This is a genomic window from Pseudarthrobacter oxydans (assembly GCF_013314975.1).
Lineage (GTDB): Bacteria > Actinomycetota > Actinomycetes > Actinomycetales > Micrococcaceae > Arthrobacter > Arthrobacter oxydans.
Map to the genome: position 1 here is coordinate 54,506 of NZ_JABTYH010000027.1, position 14,638 is coordinate 69,143.

The following is a 14,638-nucleotide window of genomic DNA, read 5'->3' on the forward strand; positions in this document are numbered from 1 at the left end:
CAGTGCCGCGCCTGAAAACGGGACCGGTGTGCCCCGTTTCCAGGCCGTAAAGAAAGACACGTCCTTGACGGCTTCCGCCCAGTTCTCCCTTCCCGCTACCGTTCCAAACCCTGAACGCGAGCTGGAGCCCGGCAACCTGTTCGTCCGCTGGCTCCTTGAACACCGGGTGCACCAGCCGGTCGGCCCGGAAGCCGCCGAGGCCCATGCCCCGCAGCAGAGCTGGTGGAAGGTCATGTGCCTCACCGGAGTGGACTACTTCTCAACCCTGTCCTACCTTCCGGGCATCGCGGCCCTGGCCGCCGGCGCGCTGTCCCCGCTCGCCACCCTGCTGATCGTGGCGCTGACACTGCTCGGAATGCTGCCAATGTATCGGCGCGTGGCGAAGGAAAGCCCTCACGGGCAGGGGTCCGTGGCCATGCTCGAACGGCTCCTGCCGTTCTGGCGGGGAAAGGTCTTCGTGCTGGTCCTGCTCGGCTTCGTGGCCACGTCCTGGATCATTACCATCACCCTGTCAGCGGCCGACGCCACCGTGCACCTGCTGGAGAACCCGTACCTGCCCCGTTTCCTGGAAGGCCAGGCCGTCACGATCACCGTGGTCCTGCTCCTGATCCTGGGCGGGGTGTTCCTGATGGGCTTCTCGGAAGCCGTGGCCGTGGCCATCCCGCTGGTGGCGGTCTTCCTGCTGATGAATGCGGTGATCATCGGGGCAGGGGCCGTGGAGATCTTCACTACCCCCGGTGCTTTGAGCGGCTGGACCGGCGCCCTCACGTCCTCCGGCGGAGGCCTGGGCGGGGTCATCGGCCCGGCCCTGATGGCTTTCCCGCTGCTGGTGCTGGGACTGTCGGGCTTCGAGACCGGCGTCAGCATGATGCCGCTGGTGGCCTCCAAAGGCACCACTCCGGAGGAGAAGCTCGCCGGCCGGATCAGGAACACCCGCAAGCTCCTGACCGCAGCCGCGCTGATCATGAGCGTCTACCTGATTGGCAGCAGCTTCGTCACCACGGTGCTGATCCCCGCGGACCAGTTCCAGGACGGGGGCGAAGCCAACGGCCGGGCGCTCGCGTACCTTGCCCACGAACAGCTCGGCAACGGCTTCGGCTCCGTCTATGACATCAGCAGCATCCTCATCCTCTGGTTCGCCGGCGCCTCGGCGATGGCCGGCCTGATCAACATCGTCCCGCGCTACCTTCCCTCCTACGGAATGGCCCCGGACTGGTCCCGCGCCGTGCGCCCCGTGGTACTGGTCTACACGTCCATCAGCATCCTGATCACCATCGGCTTCAATGCGGACGTCAACGCCCAGGCGGGCGCGTACGCCACCGGAATCCTGGCCATGATGGTCTCCGGAGCCATCGCCGTCACCATTTCCGCCATCCGCCGGAAGCAGCGCGCGGCATCCATCGGTTTCACTGTCCTCACGCTGGTGATGCTCTACGCCCTGGCTGCCAACGTGATAGAGAAACCGGACGGCATCACGATCTCCGCGTTCTTCATCCTCGGCATCATTGCCGTCTCCCTCGTCTCCCGCATCAGCCGCACCACGGAGCTTCGCGTGGAAAAGATCGAGTTCGACGACGGGGCGCGCCGCTTCATCAGCGACACCCTGGAATTCGACGGCCGGATCAACCTGATCGCCAACCGTCCGCAGGACCGTGATGGCGCCGAGTACAGGGACAAGGAAGCGGTGCAGCGGGAGAACAACCCCGTCCCGGGCACCGCTGACGTCATCTTCCTGGAAATCGACATCACGGACCCCTCCGAGTTCAGCGACATCCTGGAAGTCCGTGGCGTGGAAGTGGACGGCCACAGAATCCTGCGGGCCAACAGCCCGGCCGCACCCAACGCCATCGCAGCGATCCTCCTGGCCCTGCGGGACGGCACCGGCGTGCGGCCGCACGCCTACTTCGAGTGGTCTGAGGGAAATCCCCTGGCCCACCTGATGCGGTACCTCCTCCTGGGCCGCGGAGACACTGCCCCGGTGGTCCGCGAAATCATCCGCGAAAACGAACCCTGCCCGGACGCCCGCCCGGGCATCCACGTGGGATGAGCCTGCGCAGGAGCGGCCCGCCGGCGCCGGGCACCCCGAAGACTGGCCAGGACACAACGAGTGTTGCCGCCGTCCAGAAGATGCTCCGCGACGCCAGGAACGGAAAAGGCACCGGCAGGGAAAACGTCGTCAGCCGGCTGATGTCCCATCCGGTCAGGGCGGTGCCGGTGGCGTTCCTGATGGTCATCATCGTGGGCACCGGGCTGCTGATGCTCCCCGCTGCCCGGACAGACGGCGGGGCCGAAGGGTTCATGCCGGCTGCGTTCACGTCCGTCTCTGCCGTCTGCGTCACGGGCCTCATCACCGTGGATACTGCAACGTTCTGGACTCCCTTCGGCCAGGGCATCATCCTGGGCCTCATCCAGGTGGGCGGATTCGGCATCATGACCTTGGCAACGCTGCTGGCACTGCTGGTGCGCAAGAGCATCGGCCTGCGCGGACAACTGGTGGCGCAGTCGGAGACCCATACCCTGAACCTGGGCGATGTCCGGGCCGTGCTGCTCCTCGTGGCCAGGATCATGCTTGCGTTCGAAGCCGCGACAGCCCTGGTCCTGACACTGCGGTTCTGGTCGGCCTACGACCAGAATCCTGCGACCGCCTTGTGGCACGGGACGTTCCACGCCATATCAGCGTTCAACAACGCGGGCTTCTCCCTCTATGGCGACAACCTCATCGGCTTCGCCGAAGACCCTTGGATCATCACTCCAATCTGCCTGGCAATCATCGGCGGAGGACTCGGTTTCCCCGTCATCATCCAGCTCACCCGCGGGGAAGTGGCCCCGAAGGACTGGTCCATCCACCTGCGGCTGACCATCTACGGAACCCTTCTGCTGCTGGCCGCGGGAACCGCCCTGTTCGCCGCCTTCGAGTGGAACAGGAATGAAACACTGGGCCCGCTTTCCCTCACGGGAAAGATCCTCGGCTCATTCGCCGGCAGCGTCTTTCCCCGTACAGCTGGATTCAACAGCATCGATTACGGCGCCGCTTCTCCGGAAACACTCATGGTCACCAACATCCTGATGTTTATCGGAGGCGGCAGCGCCGGCACTGCAGGCGGCATCAAGATCACCACTTTCCTGGTGCTGGGCTTCGCCATCTGGAATGAAGTCCGTGGCCGGGACCAGGTCACCATTGCACACCGCTCCATCAGTTCGTCCTCACAGCGCCAGGCCCTCTCCGTTGCCCTCCTGGGCATTGCCGCCGTCATCGCAGGAACCATGCTCCTCCTGATACTCACCGACTACAGCCTCGAGAAGGTCCTCTTTGAAGCCATCTCGGCGTTCGCCACTGTAGGGATGAGCACCGGCATCACCTACAACCTGCCCCCTGCTGCCGAATGGGTGCTGATGGCCCTGATGTTCACCGGACGCATCGGCACTGTGGCGGTGGCCTCCGCACTGGCCCTGACGGCACACCCGCGCCTCTTCCGGCTTCCGGAGGAACGTCCCATCATCGGCTGATGCGGATCGGGCGGACGTTCCGGTCGACGCCCTGCAAGAAAACCAAACGATGTAATAAACACCTTCATGTTGCGTGCATCACATTCAGTCCCTACTCTGGATGAGGCTGATGCAAACGGCCATAAGCAAGAAGCTGCAGCGTCGCAGCCAATGCCGGGGAAGGCTTTACAACTTGAATTCCAAGCTGAACATTGTTGTCCGTGTAGATCTCGACCACGCCAAGGCACAGGTGATTGCAAAGGGGCATGTCACCGTCCACAGCGTCAACGCACTGTATGTAGTCGTCAAGCGCGCCAATTCCTTACGTGAAGGGCTGGGCGTGGAACTGGATATCTCGCATGCGCGGGTGGACCAGGAAGCGCTGGAAATGCTCCATGCCTCTTCCGAAACCCACCACCTGCCAGCAAAAATCGATCCGCAGCAGGCGCCGTGCACCATCAGCGTCCTGGCGCCGCGCGCTGCCGCCCGCAGGGCACACTCGCCGGCACTGATCGCCGCATAGGCGCCCCAGGCAACGGCACCCGAAGAGCCCAATCGTCGGGCCAGGGCGCCAGCCGCACACTTTCTTTTTCCTGATGTCCACGGACTGCGAGTGCAGCTGTATCCGAATAGACGGGTAGCTTCACTCCACGTCTGCTGGGAGCCCGGTACGGGCCATGTCCGCAGAGTACAGCCTCTCCTGAATACAGGGGACGCTGTACTCTGGGGTTCATGCAGACCCTCACGCATGCTCCGGTCCTGGCCCGGTTCGGTTATGCGGTGTCGGACCCGACCCGCGCCCGGATCCTCCTCGCCCTTGCCAACGGCGGCGCGTACCCTTCGGACCTGGCCGACTCCCTTGGCGTGTCCCGGCAGAGCATGTCCAACCACCTGGCATGCTTGCGCGGCTGCGGCCTGGTGGCGGCAGTACCGGACGGCAGGCGGACCAGGTACGAACTGGCGGACGAACGGCTGGGCCACGCCATCCGCGACCTGCTGGGTGTCGTGCTGGCCGTCGATCCGGCGTGCTGCGCACCGGACGGGACCTGCCAGGCATGACGGGACTCCAGATGTCGCCGGCCCCGGAACGCCGCGCCGTCCTCTCCCGCCGCATCCGCTTCTTCGCCGCCGCCACCATCACCTACAACGTCATCGAGGCGGTGGTTGCCCTCTGGGCCGGCGGGGTGGCCGGATCGGCTGCACTGATCGGATTCGGCCTGGACTCGGTGATCGAGGTTGCCTCCGCCGTCGCGCTGTCCTGGCAGTTTGCCTCGAAGGATCCGGAACGGCGCGAGCATCTGACACTGCGGATCATCGCCCTGTCCTTCTTTGCCCTCGCCGCTTTTGTTTCCGCCGAAGCCATCCGGTCCCTGGCCGCTGGGGAAGGGGCGGAGCAATCAGTGCCGGGCATCGTGATTGCAGCATTAAGCCTGGCCATCATGCCGGTACTGTCCTGGCTGCAGCGCCGGGCCGGCCGCGAACTGGGGTCCAAAACGGCGGTGGCCGACTCCAAGCAGACGCTGCTTTGCACCTACCTGTCGGCCGTGCTCCTGGCCGGCCTGCTGCTGAACGCCACGGTGGGCTGGTGGTGGGCAGACGCTGCCGCCGCGCTGGTGATCGCGGCCATCGCCGTCCGGGAAGGGATCGAGGCCTGGCGCGGCGATGTGTGCTGCACGGTTCCGGCCAGGGGCGCCATGGACGCCGGGCGGGAGGGCAGTCCCGTTGCCGGCGGCTGCTGCACGGACTGCGCCACTGACGCGCCGCCGGCAGGCAGCGGACCCTGATCAGTATTTGGGCCAGCAGTCCGGGTTGAAGCCGCTGGGGCTTGGCAGCCGGGGCGGGTCCTCCCATTGGCCGGAAGGACTTTCCGGCTGCTCTTGCTCAGACCCAGGCTGCGCCCCCTGCTCCGGCTTGGGTTCCCCCTCCTGCGCAGGCTCAGTATTTTCCTGGGGTTCGGTGTTGTCGTGCGCCATGTCGCTCCCTTGGGGACCGGGATAGCCCACTGCCTGAGCACTTCCAGAGTAGGTTCGAGGACGCCCGCCATGTCAAGGGTTTCAACTCCCCTACCTACCCCCTGGCGGCCGCCCGACCAAAGCATGGTCACGGGCCCTGCGGCTCGTCCTCCACGAACTCGAGCAGGTCGCCCGGCTGGCAGTCCAGCACCCGGCACATGGCCTCGAGGGTGCTGAAGCGTACCGCCTTGGCGCGGCCGTTTTTCAGCACGGCCACGTTGGCGGGAGTCAGGCCCACACGTTCGGCGAACTCCCCCACGCTCATCTTCTGCCTGGCCAGTTCGACGTCGATGCGCACCACAATGGGCATCAGATCACCGCTTCCATGTCCGCCCGGAGGTCGGCAGCCTGCCGGAGCAGGGCGCGCAGCACCACCACCACCAGGCCCAGGGCGGCGCCGGCTACCAGAATCAGGATCAGGAGGAGCGGGAGTCCGGGATCGTCGGCATTAAGGACGACGACGGCGGAAAGCGCAGCCAGCATCGTCCAGCCGGCCGCGATGGCCCAGACAATGGCATCCACCCACACCAGGGCTCCGTTGCTGAAAATCCTGTCGCGCTTGACGAGCGTCAGCAGCTTCCAGGTGCCCACGATCACCACCTGGACGCAGGCCACCTCCAGGATGAAGAAGATGGTGAGGGGCCACTGAAGGTTGGCACGGTCCGGATTCTCCTGCGCCATGTGCGCGAACTGCCCGGGGATGGACATGACCTGGAACAGGAGCAGCAGGAGGAAGGCCACCACAAGGACCATCCGGAGGGCGGTGACCGCCAGGCGGGTTATTTTCATATATCGAGTTTCAGCTACTAACTATCGAAAGTCAATTGATAGCTGGCATCAGTTGCAAGCCCAGAGAGGGTCAGGACGCCATCTGGTCCCGGCGGAACCGGAGCTCCCGCAGCGCGCCGTTGAGGGGTGATCCCGAGAAGGGCAGTGCGTCCAGCCGGATGCCCGCGGCCGCGGCGAGGGCCAGGGTGTTGGCTGCTGCCGCTGCCCGGGGAGGAAGCCCAACGGCGGCCGCGAACTCCTGCCAGTGCCTGGCCTTGAGTCCCTTGACCTTTCCGCCGAGGGGAAGCGCCATGGTGTCGTCACCGTAGAGCAGGGTGCAGGGGATGTCGTACATCGGCGCCACGGTCCAGCTTCCGTTCCTGCCGGCGAGGACGGCGGCATTCTTGGCGTGCAGGTCCCCGTTGCCTGTGAGCCAGGCAAAGATGAACTGCAGGTAGAGGTTCCGCACGGCCACGGCCTTTGCCCTGCACAGATCAGCAAGCGCCAGGACCAGCTGCTCGGAGGTGACGGCGTATTTCGACGCCGGCGGCAGGTTCATCACCTGCGCTCCGTCCTCGAGCGCCAGGCGCACCAGGCCGTCGGAGTGGGCACGGTCGAACCGCTCCACCAGCAGCCCGGGCGTGCCGCGCTTGTCCGAGACCACGCTGTGCCTGGCCACGGGAATCTTCAGGGCTTTGGCTCCGGTGAGATGGGCTGCCTCGTTCAGGACAAGATGCGGGTAGCTGGGCGGATCCAGCTTGAGCAGGTAGCGGCGGTTGGCAAGCGCCAGCGGGGTGGTCATCATTGAGGCGCTTGCCTTGTGCTGCACGCCCGGCAGTCCGTGCGGATCCACCGCGTCCGCCAGGTAGGAGAAGTCCAGGTCTTCGGGACGGGAGGTGTCCGCCAGGGGCTGCTGTTCCACCAGCGGCTCGCCGGCCGGGACAACCTGCACGTCGCCGGGCATGTCGGCGCCCACCGCCAGGAGGAGGCTCAGCTCATCACCGAGGCTCGTCTTCACGGCGTCCTTGAGGACTGTGAGCCTGTGCCCCTCCGGCAGGAGCCCGGAGAAGAAGGCCGGCAGCGCACCACTGGGGGATTCCACGGCATCCCCGGCAAGGGGCAGCGTTGTTGCCACCGGGCGGGAGCCGGCAGCAAGGTATTCGGCAGTGTAGGAGAAGGCCACGCTGCCGCGGCCTGTGCGGGAGAGGTGCCCGGCCAGGACGCCGGCCTTGTACACGTCTGCGCCGCGGACGAACTTCAGGCGCTGCAGGTCCTCAGTCATCAGCGGCCCTGAGGTGCAGTCCCACCGCATTGGCTGCGGCGGCAACGGTACCCAGTGACGGGTTGCCCGTCCCCGTTTCAATGGCATGGATGGTTCGGGAGGACGTGCCCACCAGGTCAGCCAGCGTGCCCTGGGTAATGCCGGCATCCTTGCGGGCGCGCCGGATACTGGCTCCAATGGCCTGGACGTCGTCCATCTTTCCCTTTCCGCAAGATATTGCTGATTTCTGCGCTCCTCTAGGAGAGAATGCCCCACCATCCATGAAATCGCAATATATTGCGGAAAAAAGGCCAGGCATCCACTAGGCAGCCTGCCGGCCCCCTTATCGGAAGTATTTTTCAGATTTCCCCAGCATCGACATCGAAGGACCGGGCCCAGGGATTGGTTTAGCAAGCAAGAGAACCGGTCCTTGGTTGATCTTGAGGCAATCCTCGCCGGTCCTTGATCCGCCCACCGCACACTGGTGGGAGAGGGGCCTGAAGCGTAAGGCAGCAGCAGCTGGGGTCTGGGCCCGGCAACAGGCCAGGGCCGGCGGCGGAGGCGGCGGAACAGCGTGGTTCCGCAAATAGCCGCCGGCCCTCCTCTCTCACCGTCCGCGCGATCAGCCGACCGGCAGAAGTAGCGGCCTTCGGACATGGAACCCCTGCCGTCCTTCAAAGGAGGCCAAGCATTGCACCCCCAAGCCGCTGACGCACCGGCCCCTGACGGGCATAGGATTTGCTGCATGAGGATTGCCGTTGCAGGGGGAACCGGTACTGTTGGCCGCCACGTGGTGCAGGTGGCCACAGCACGCGGCCACGAGGTGTCCAGCATGAGCCGGGCCGAAGGCGTGGACCTGGTGAACGGCCGCGGCCTCACCCAGGCCCTCCAGGGCGTTGAGGCAGTCATTGACGTCTCCGGCATCCAGACCACGTCCACCAAAAAGGCTGTGGACTTCTTCACCAACGCCACCCAGAACCTGCTGGCAGCCGAGAAGCAGGCGGGGGTCAAGCACCACGTGGCGCTCTCCATCGTGGGGATCGACGGTTCAACGTCCGGCCTGTACGCGGGGAAGCTGGTGCAGGAGGATGAGGTCCGGCACGGCGGCATTCCCTGGACCCTGCTGCGCTCCACACAGTTCCACGAGTTCGTACCGCTGGCGGTGAAGATCGGGACAGTGGGTCCGGTGGTCACAGTTCCCAGGATGTTCACCCAGCCCGTGGCTGCCCGGGAGGTGGCTGAGGCCCTGGTGACAGCGGCAGAGTCAGGACCCCGGGGAAGGGTCCCGGACCTGGGCGGGCCCCGGACCGAACAACTCGCAGCCCTGGTGCGCGCCTACCTGGCCAAGACCGGCCAGCGCAAAAGGATCCTTGAGGCAGTGCTGCCCGGCGCCATGGGCAAAGCCATGCGCAGCGGTGCGCTGGTCCCGGCGGCGGGTGCCGCCGTCGGACGCCAGACGTTCAGCGAGTGGCTGGAAACTGCTGAAGGCGACGGCGGCCGGGATCAGTAACGGGGTCCACGCAACAGACTGGACACTGGTTTAAGGGGGAACCATGCTTTTCGAATCGACGGACCGGTACTTCCGCAAGCTGGGGCCCCGCGGCCGGACGGTGATGTTCCAGCTGCCGCTGTCGGTCACGGTGCTGCTCGTCACGGTCCTGGTGGCCCTTCTGCACCCCGGGTTCGAGTGGTCGGGGCCGTTCATGTTCAGCCTCGCCGCGCATCTGCTGCTGCTCGCGGCCAGCACCGCAGTGCCCTGGCAACGCCTCCCGCCGCGGGCCGTCTTCGTGATTCCGTTCCTGGACTGCCTGGCGATCGGGCTGTCCCGCGAATCAGGCGGCCAGCACCTTACCGTCCTGAGCTTCCTGCTCGTTTTTCCGGTCGTCTGGCTGGCTGTGGGCCTGCGCCGCACAGGTGTTGTCCTGGCGGTCCTTGCCACCATCCTCAGCGTGGCAGTGCCGCCGGTAATCCTCGGCACCGGGTTCACCAGCGCATCCTTCATCCGGGTGGTGCTCCTGCCGGTCATCCTGGGGGCGATCGCACTGACCGCGTTCGGGGTTGCCAACGGGCTCGCCATGCAGCGGCGCCTGCTGCATCAACAGGAAGCGGACCTCCGGGACCTGCTGGCGGCCAGCGAGGACCGCGAACAGCTGCTGAACACAGTGATGGACACTGTCAGTGTGGGTGTGTGCGCCCTCGACGGCCAAGGCCAGGCCGTACTGGTGAACCGGCACCTTGGCAGCCGCCTCGCGGACGCCATCGGCAGTGAACCGACTCCCGGCAACGTGACCGATCTTCCCGTCTACGGCGTCGACAGGAAACACCGGCTTCCCCCCGAACGGCACCCCCGCTCGCGCGCCGCCCGGGGTGAATCATTCACCGACGAACTGATCTGGGTGGGCACCGGAACCACCCAGCGCGCCTACTCGGTAACCTGCCGTCTCACCAGGACATCCGCTGGAGCCAACTCAGGCGCGGTCCTGGCCTTCACGGACGTCACCGCCTTGGTGACGGCGCTCTCCGCGAAGGACGAATTCCTGGCCAGCGTCTCCCACGAGCTGCGGACGCCGCTGACGTCCATCCTGGGCTACCTGGACCTGGCCCTGGACGAGGAGGGCCTTGACCCCGGCGTGGAACAGTGCCTGACGGTGGCCAAGCGCAACGCCCGGCGGCTGCTGACCCTCGTGGGTGACCTGCTGACCATCGCGTCCGGATCGTTGACCATCAGTCCCCGCCCGGCGGACCTCAACGACGTTGCCGCCACCAGCATCAGCGCTGCACAGCCGCACGCCGCGGCCGCCGGCATCACCCTTGAACTCGAATCAACGGGTCCGGCCACAGGACGGTTTGACCCCGACCGCCTCGGCCAGGCGATCGACAACCTGGTGTCGAACGCCATCAAGTACACGCCGGAAGGCGGAACTGTCACCGTGCGGGTCAGCGCCGCAGGACAAGACCTCAGGTGCGAAGTCACCGACACCGGGATCGGCATGACCGAGGATGAGCTGGCCCAGGCCTTCACCCGTTTCTTCCGGGCGGCCAATGCCCACTCTTCCGCCATTCCCGGTGCGGGCCTGGGGCTGGCCATCACCCGGTCCATCGTCGAAAACCATCGCGGAACCATCAGCCTGTCCAGCAGCCGCGGCAAGGGAACCACGGCGGTCCTGACCCTTCCGGACGCGGATGCCCTCCATCCCTCCCTCGCGGCCGCCCGGTAACAGGCTCCCGGTGCCGGGTGCCGCCGTCGGCCGCCCGGACGTTCGGCGACAGGCCGGGAACGGCTACCCGCGGGCCTTCCCGCCCCTGTGCCGTCCGGCCGGGGCGCTGCCCGTGAGCGGGTGGGCCAGCCGCCAGTGCTTGCGGGAGTGGGTGCCGGCGCGGCCGGCGGGAGGGGCAGCGGTGGCCACCAGCGATGACCCCCTCCGGCGGCGGCGCAACCTGAGGAGGACTATCACCGTCAAACCCAGCCACACAAAAGCCACACCAAAGACCAGGACCAGGGACGGAATCGCATCCATGATCAAGCTTAGGCCCGGAAGCGCCGATACTCCTTACCCGTTTCCTGCGCGCTGGGTACGCGGTCAGCGGGTGGTGTACCTTCCCGGGCGGCAAAGGCGGGGATCACAGCCATAGGCCCGGCTAGCCTTCAAACGCCGCCCGGAAAGCTGCAAGGGCGGCATCCCCCGCTGCCAGGCCCGCTCCCCCGGCGGCAGACGCTTCGAGACCGACGACTCCTGTGTAGCCGGCTTCGCGGAGGGCGCCCGCAACTGCGCGGTAGTTGATCTCCCCGGTACCTGGCTCACAACGGCCCGGGACGTCGGCCACCTGGATTTCCCCCACCCAGGGCAGCGCGGCCCGGACAAGTTCGATCAGGTTCCCCTCACCGATCTGGGCGTGGTAGAGGTCCAGCATCATCCGGGCGTTGGGGTGGTCAACTGCAGAGACCAGCGCCATGGTGTCTTTGGCCCGGGCGAGCGGAATGCCTGGGTGGTCCAGGACGGTGTTCAGGTTCTCCAGTGCGAAGGCCACACCGTGCTTTTCGCCCAGGACTGCCAGGCGTTCGAGGGTGCTCCGGCCGGTCAGCCACATGTCACCTGTTGACCGGTGTACGGGGCGGACAGCCCGGCCGCCCTCCCCGAGCTCCGCCGGATGCACCACCATCCTCTCGACACCGAGTTCCAGCGCGGCAGGGATCAGCTTCTCCGCAGACGCCAGCACCTCGCCGGCGCTGCGGGGATCGGTAAGGCTGCCGCCAAAATAGCCGGTCATCGAGGAGAACCGTGCTCCTGTAGCTGCCAGGGCCGCGATGTCCCGGCCCCGGGTATCCCACAGCTCCACCTCGAACCCCTGCCCATGGATCCTCCTGACCCGCTCGAGCAACGGCAGTTCGCCGTAGACCATCTCGGCGCACACGGCCAGCCGGAAGCTCATGCGTTATTCCCCACGAGGTGCTGTGCAGGTTCTGCCGGAGTGAGGACGGCAACGGATGCGACGTCCACCGGCAGGCCCGTTTCAGCCGAACGGAAGGCGGCAAGGGCCACCGCCAGGGCGTTCCGGGCATCGGTGCCACCGGGTGCGTGGGCGGCGGGAGCCTCCGTGCCGTCACGGCCGGCCTTGACGGCGTTCACAAAGTGGGCGAGTTCGGCCGTGTAGGCGTCGTGGAACAGATCCACGTTCCGCCGGACCGTGGCCGAGCCGATGCCGGCAGCGGTGTAGCTGGTGGCGCTGGTTTCCTGCGGCCCTCCCGCCGTCACCATCCCCGCGGAGCCGAAAGCTTCCCCCCGCACGTCATAGCCATACAGCGCATTGAAGTTCGCCTCGGCCACGGCAATGGCCCCGTTGCTGTAGGTCACGGTGACTACGGCTGTGTCCAGCAGTCCGCCCTCTTTCGCGCCGGGCGCCACCAGCGCATCGGCAACGGCATAGACGCTGACCGGAACTGCGCCCGGGTTCAGCCAGTTGAGGGTGTCGAAATCATGGATGAGGGTTTCCAGGAAGATCGTGCCGGGCGGGATCCGCCCCGGGTCGGCGATCCCGTCCGCGGTACCCGGATCGCGGGTCAAGGACCGCAGCAGCTGCGGCGTTCCCACGGCGCCGTCATCGATCAGCTTGCGGGCCGCGGCGAAGCCGTCCGCATAGCGCCGGTTGAAACCGAACTGGACCACGACGCCCGCGGCCCCGGCTGCAGTCAGGGCCTCGTCGAGCTCCTCCACCGTGCGGCCGCCCGGCTTTTCGCAGAAGGCGTGTTTCCCTGCCCGGGCTGCCGCCGCGATGAGCCCGGAATGAAAACGGGCCGGCGCGGCAATCAGGACAGCATCGACGTCGGGATCTTCGAGCACATCCGCCGGGTCCGTACTGATCTTGGCAACACCCAGCCGGCCGGCCAGGGCCTCAACAGCGGGCAGGGCCGGATCAGCAATTGCCTCCAGCCGGGCGTTGGGGATGCGCAGCGCTACGGACTCGGCATGGAAACTTCCAATCCAGCCGGCGCCGATCAAGCCGATGCGGACCGGACGGTCTTCGCTGACCGGGTGCTGAAGGTAACCCATAATTACTCCTGACATCGTCGTCTAGATCGTTCTAGTCGAACCATGATGACACGCGGTGCACGCCAGGTCTAGATCGTTCTATAGACTGTTACTCCCAGGAGGAGATATGACGGAACTGCAGCGCCGCCCCACCCTGATGGACGTCGCCAAGGCGGCCGGTGTTTCACGTGCCCTGGTGTCCATCGTGATGCGGGGTGCTCCCGGCGCCGCGGAATCAACCCGGCAAAAAGTTCTGGAGGCGGCCCGGGAACTGGGCTACCGGGCAGACTCCCGGGCGCGGCTCCTCCGGAGCAGCCGGACCAGGCTCCTGGGCCTCATCTTCTCCAGTTCACAGCCGTTCCATGCGGAAATCGTGGATGCCGCATACGCCGAAGCCTCGGCCAGGGGTTATGAGATAGCTCTGAGCGCCGTGGCCGCCGGCAGGCCCGAGGCCCGCGCCATCGAGACGCTGCTGGACGTTGGCGCCGAAGCCCTGATCATCATCGCCCCGACCCTCAGCACCGAGGAACTGGCACTGCATGCCCGCCGGGTGCCGGTGGTGAGCCTCCTGCGCGAGGATGTGGGCGGCCTGGTGGATTCGGTCAGCAGTGACGATTACGCCGGCATCCGCATAGCCGTGGAGCACCTGGCCAGCCTGGGCCACCGCCAAATCGCCCACGTGGACGGCGGCACAGCCGTCTCCTCGGACCAGCGCCGGGAGGCGTATCGCGCGGAGATGCTCCGGCACGGGCTGGTGCCCGTGGTTGTTCCCGGGGGCCCGGATGAAGAAACCGGCATGCGGGCGGGGCAGGCCCTCCAGGCGGACCTGCCCACGGCCGTGATCGCCTTCAATGACAGATCGGCCCTCGGAATCATGGAGAGCTTCCGGGCTGCCGGCATCAGCATCCCGGCGGACATTTCCGTGCTCGGCTACGACGACAGCCACTTCGCCAGGCTGAGCTACGTCCAGCTTTCCTCCATTAGCCAGGACGCCCCGCTCCTTGCGGCGGCAGCCGTGGACCGCGCCGTGGACCGGGTGGAAGGGACGCTGCCACCGGGCCGCGTTGTCCGGACGCCCCACCTGGTCCTCCGCAAGACCACGGGACACGCCGGTGCGCAAAAAGTGGACCAAAACTAGGCTGATCCTGAGCCGGAATCTCCACTGCGCCGCCCGGGCGGCCTTCAGACTGGAAAAGGGGGTCACTCCGGTCACCTCCTTCTTCGTGCGCCGTCCCCGCCGCCGCCCTTCCACCCAGGGTGCGGCGGCACACCACCTGGAGGTCCAGTGAAGCTGTTCAGATACATCCTGTGTTTCGCCGTGCTGCTCGCCTGGGCGATTCCCGCCGGCGCGGCCCCGGCGCACGCCGCGACGGCCGCCATCACCCTCAGCCCCAACACCGGCCCTGCCGGCACCTCCGTGACCATCACCGGAACCGGGTTCCCCAAGAAGACCTCGGGGACGGTCACCGCGGGAACCGCCAACGCCCCCTTCAAAACCAGCGCCTCCGGCTACTTCACGGCCGACCTGGTGATGCCCGAATCAGCCGAGCCCACCGTCACCGTCCGGGCCGCAACGGCGACCG

General features: G+C 66.6%; 16 protein-coding genes. 9 read left to right on the top strand and 7 right to left on the bottom strand.

Annotated elements, in window-relative coordinates:
• The first annotated feature begins 64 nt into the window (after positions 1 to 64).
• The 5 genes from HTS88_RS16280 (at position 65) to HTS88_RS16300 (ending at position 5,270) form a co-directional block, all read left to right on the top strand.
• A complete protein-coding gene (locus tag HTS88_RS16280; RefSeq protein WP_174180171.1) occupies positions 65 to 2,047 on the top strand; it encodes an APC family permease in 1,983 nt (660 codons plus the stop codon).
• Positions 2,044 to 3,507, top strand: a complete 1,464-nt coding sequence (locus HTS88_RS16285; RefSeq protein WP_343044997.1) for a TrkH family potassium uptake protein — start codon at positions 2,044 to 2,046, stop codon at positions 3,505 to 3,507. Before HTS88_RS16280 ends, HTS88_RS16285 begins: the two co-directional genes overlap by 4 nt.
• A gap of 172 nt (positions 3,508 to 3,679) precedes the next feature.
• A complete protein-coding gene (locus tag HTS88_RS16290; RefSeq protein WP_174180207.1) occupies positions 3,680 to 4,009 on the top strand; it encodes a hypothetical protein in 330 nt (109 codons plus the stop codon).
• Between the two features lie 209 nt (positions 4,010 to 4,218).
• Complete coding sequence (locus tag HTS88_RS16295; RefSeq protein ID WP_174180174.1) at positions 4,219 to 4,545, top strand: ArsR/SmtB family transcription factor; 327 nt, start codon at positions 4,219 to 4,221, stop codon at positions 4,543 to 4,545.
• Entirely contained in the window at positions 4,542 to 5,270 is a 729-nt protein-coding gene (locus HTS88_RS16300; RefSeq protein ID WP_174180176.1) for a cation efflux transmembrane domain-containing protein, read from the top strand. Before HTS88_RS16295 ends, HTS88_RS16300 begins: the two co-directional genes overlap by 4 nt.
• A 316-nt stretch (positions 5,271 to 5,586) precedes the next feature.
• Here HTS88_RS16300 and HTS88_RS16305 read toward each other — a convergent pair whose 3' ends face one another.
• From HTS88_RS16305 to HTS88_RS16320, 4 genes are all read right to left on the bottom strand, one after another.
• Positions 5,587 to 5,808: a helix-turn-helix domain-containing protein gene (locus HTS88_RS16305; protein WP_174180178.1), complete on the bottom strand. Its 222-nt coding sequence runs from the start codon at positions 5,806 to 5,808 to the stop codon at positions 5,587 to 5,589.
• Entirely contained in the window at positions 5,808 to 6,287 is a 480-nt protein-coding gene (locus HTS88_RS16310; RefSeq protein WP_174180180.1) for a DUF2975 domain-containing protein, read from the bottom strand. Before HTS88_RS16310 ends, HTS88_RS16305 begins: the two co-directional genes overlap by 1 nt.
• A gap of 70 nt (positions 6,288 to 6,357) precedes the next feature.
• The gene (locus HTS88_RS16315; RefSeq protein WP_174180182.1) at positions 6,358 to 7,548 is read right to left on the bottom strand and encodes a type II toxin-antitoxin system HipA family toxin; all 1,191 of its coding nucleotides are present in this window, start codon (positions 7,546 to 7,548) and stop codon (positions 6,358 to 6,360) included.
• On the bottom strand, positions 7,541 to 7,744 hold the full coding sequence (locus tag HTS88_RS16320; RefSeq protein ID WP_174180184.1) for a helix-turn-helix transcriptional regulator: 204 nt from the start codon (positions 7,742 to 7,744) through the stop codon (positions 7,541 to 7,543). Before HTS88_RS16320 ends, HTS88_RS16315 begins: the two co-directional genes overlap by 8 nt.
• A gap of 528 nt (positions 7,745 to 8,272) precedes the next feature.
• Here HTS88_RS16320 and HTS88_RS16325 point away from each other — a divergent pair.
• Positions 8,273 to 9,037 carry an SDR family oxidoreductase gene (locus HTS88_RS16325; protein ID WP_174180185.1) on the top strand — a complete coding sequence of 255 codons (765 nt, stop codon included), beginning with the start codon at positions 8,273 to 8,275 and terminating at the stop codon, positions 9,035 to 9,037.
• 43 nt (positions 9,038 to 9,080) lie between these two features.
• On the top strand, positions 9,081 to 10,745 hold the full coding sequence (locus HTS88_RS16330) for a sensor histidine kinase (protein WP_174180186.1): 1,665 nt from the start codon (positions 9,081 to 9,083) through the stop codon (positions 10,743 to 10,745).
• 63 nt (positions 10,746 to 10,808) lie between these two features.
• Here HTS88_RS16330 and HTS88_RS16335 read toward each other — a convergent pair whose 3' ends face one another.
• The 3 genes from HTS88_RS16335 to HTS88_RS16345 all read right to left on the bottom strand — a co-directional run bounded on the left by HTS88_RS16335 (position 10,809) and on the right by HTS88_RS16345 (position 13,076).
• Positions 10,809 to 11,045, bottom strand: coding sequence for a hypothetical protein (locus HTS88_RS16335; RefSeq protein ID WP_174180187.1), 237 nt, complete (start codon positions 11,043 to 11,045; stop codon positions 10,809 to 10,811).
• A 121-nt stretch (positions 11,046 to 11,166) separates the two neighbouring features.
• Entirely contained in the window at positions 11,167 to 11,958 is a 792-nt protein-coding gene (locus HTS88_RS16340; RefSeq protein ID WP_174180188.1) for a TIM barrel protein, read from the bottom strand.
• A complete protein-coding gene (locus HTS88_RS16345; RefSeq protein WP_174180189.1) occupies positions 11,955 to 13,076 on the bottom strand; it encodes a Gfo/Idh/MocA family oxidoreductase in 1,122 nt (373 codons plus the stop codon). The genes HTS88_RS16340 and HTS88_RS16345 overlap by 4 nt, the downstream gene beginning before the upstream one ends.
• Positions 13,077 to 13,182: 106 nt before the next feature.
• Here HTS88_RS16345 and HTS88_RS16350 point away from each other — a divergent pair, with 106 nt between their 5' ends.
• Positions 13,183 to 14,193, top strand: a complete 1,011-nt coding sequence (locus HTS88_RS16350; RefSeq protein WP_174180190.1) for a LacI family DNA-binding transcriptional regulator — start codon at positions 13,183 to 13,185, stop codon at positions 14,191 to 14,193.
• 147 nt (positions 14,194 to 14,340) lie between these two features.
• The coding region (locus HTS88_RS16355) for an IPT/TIG domain-containing protein (protein WP_174180192.1) at positions 14,341 to 14,638 on the top strand (298 nt) is incomplete at its 3' end.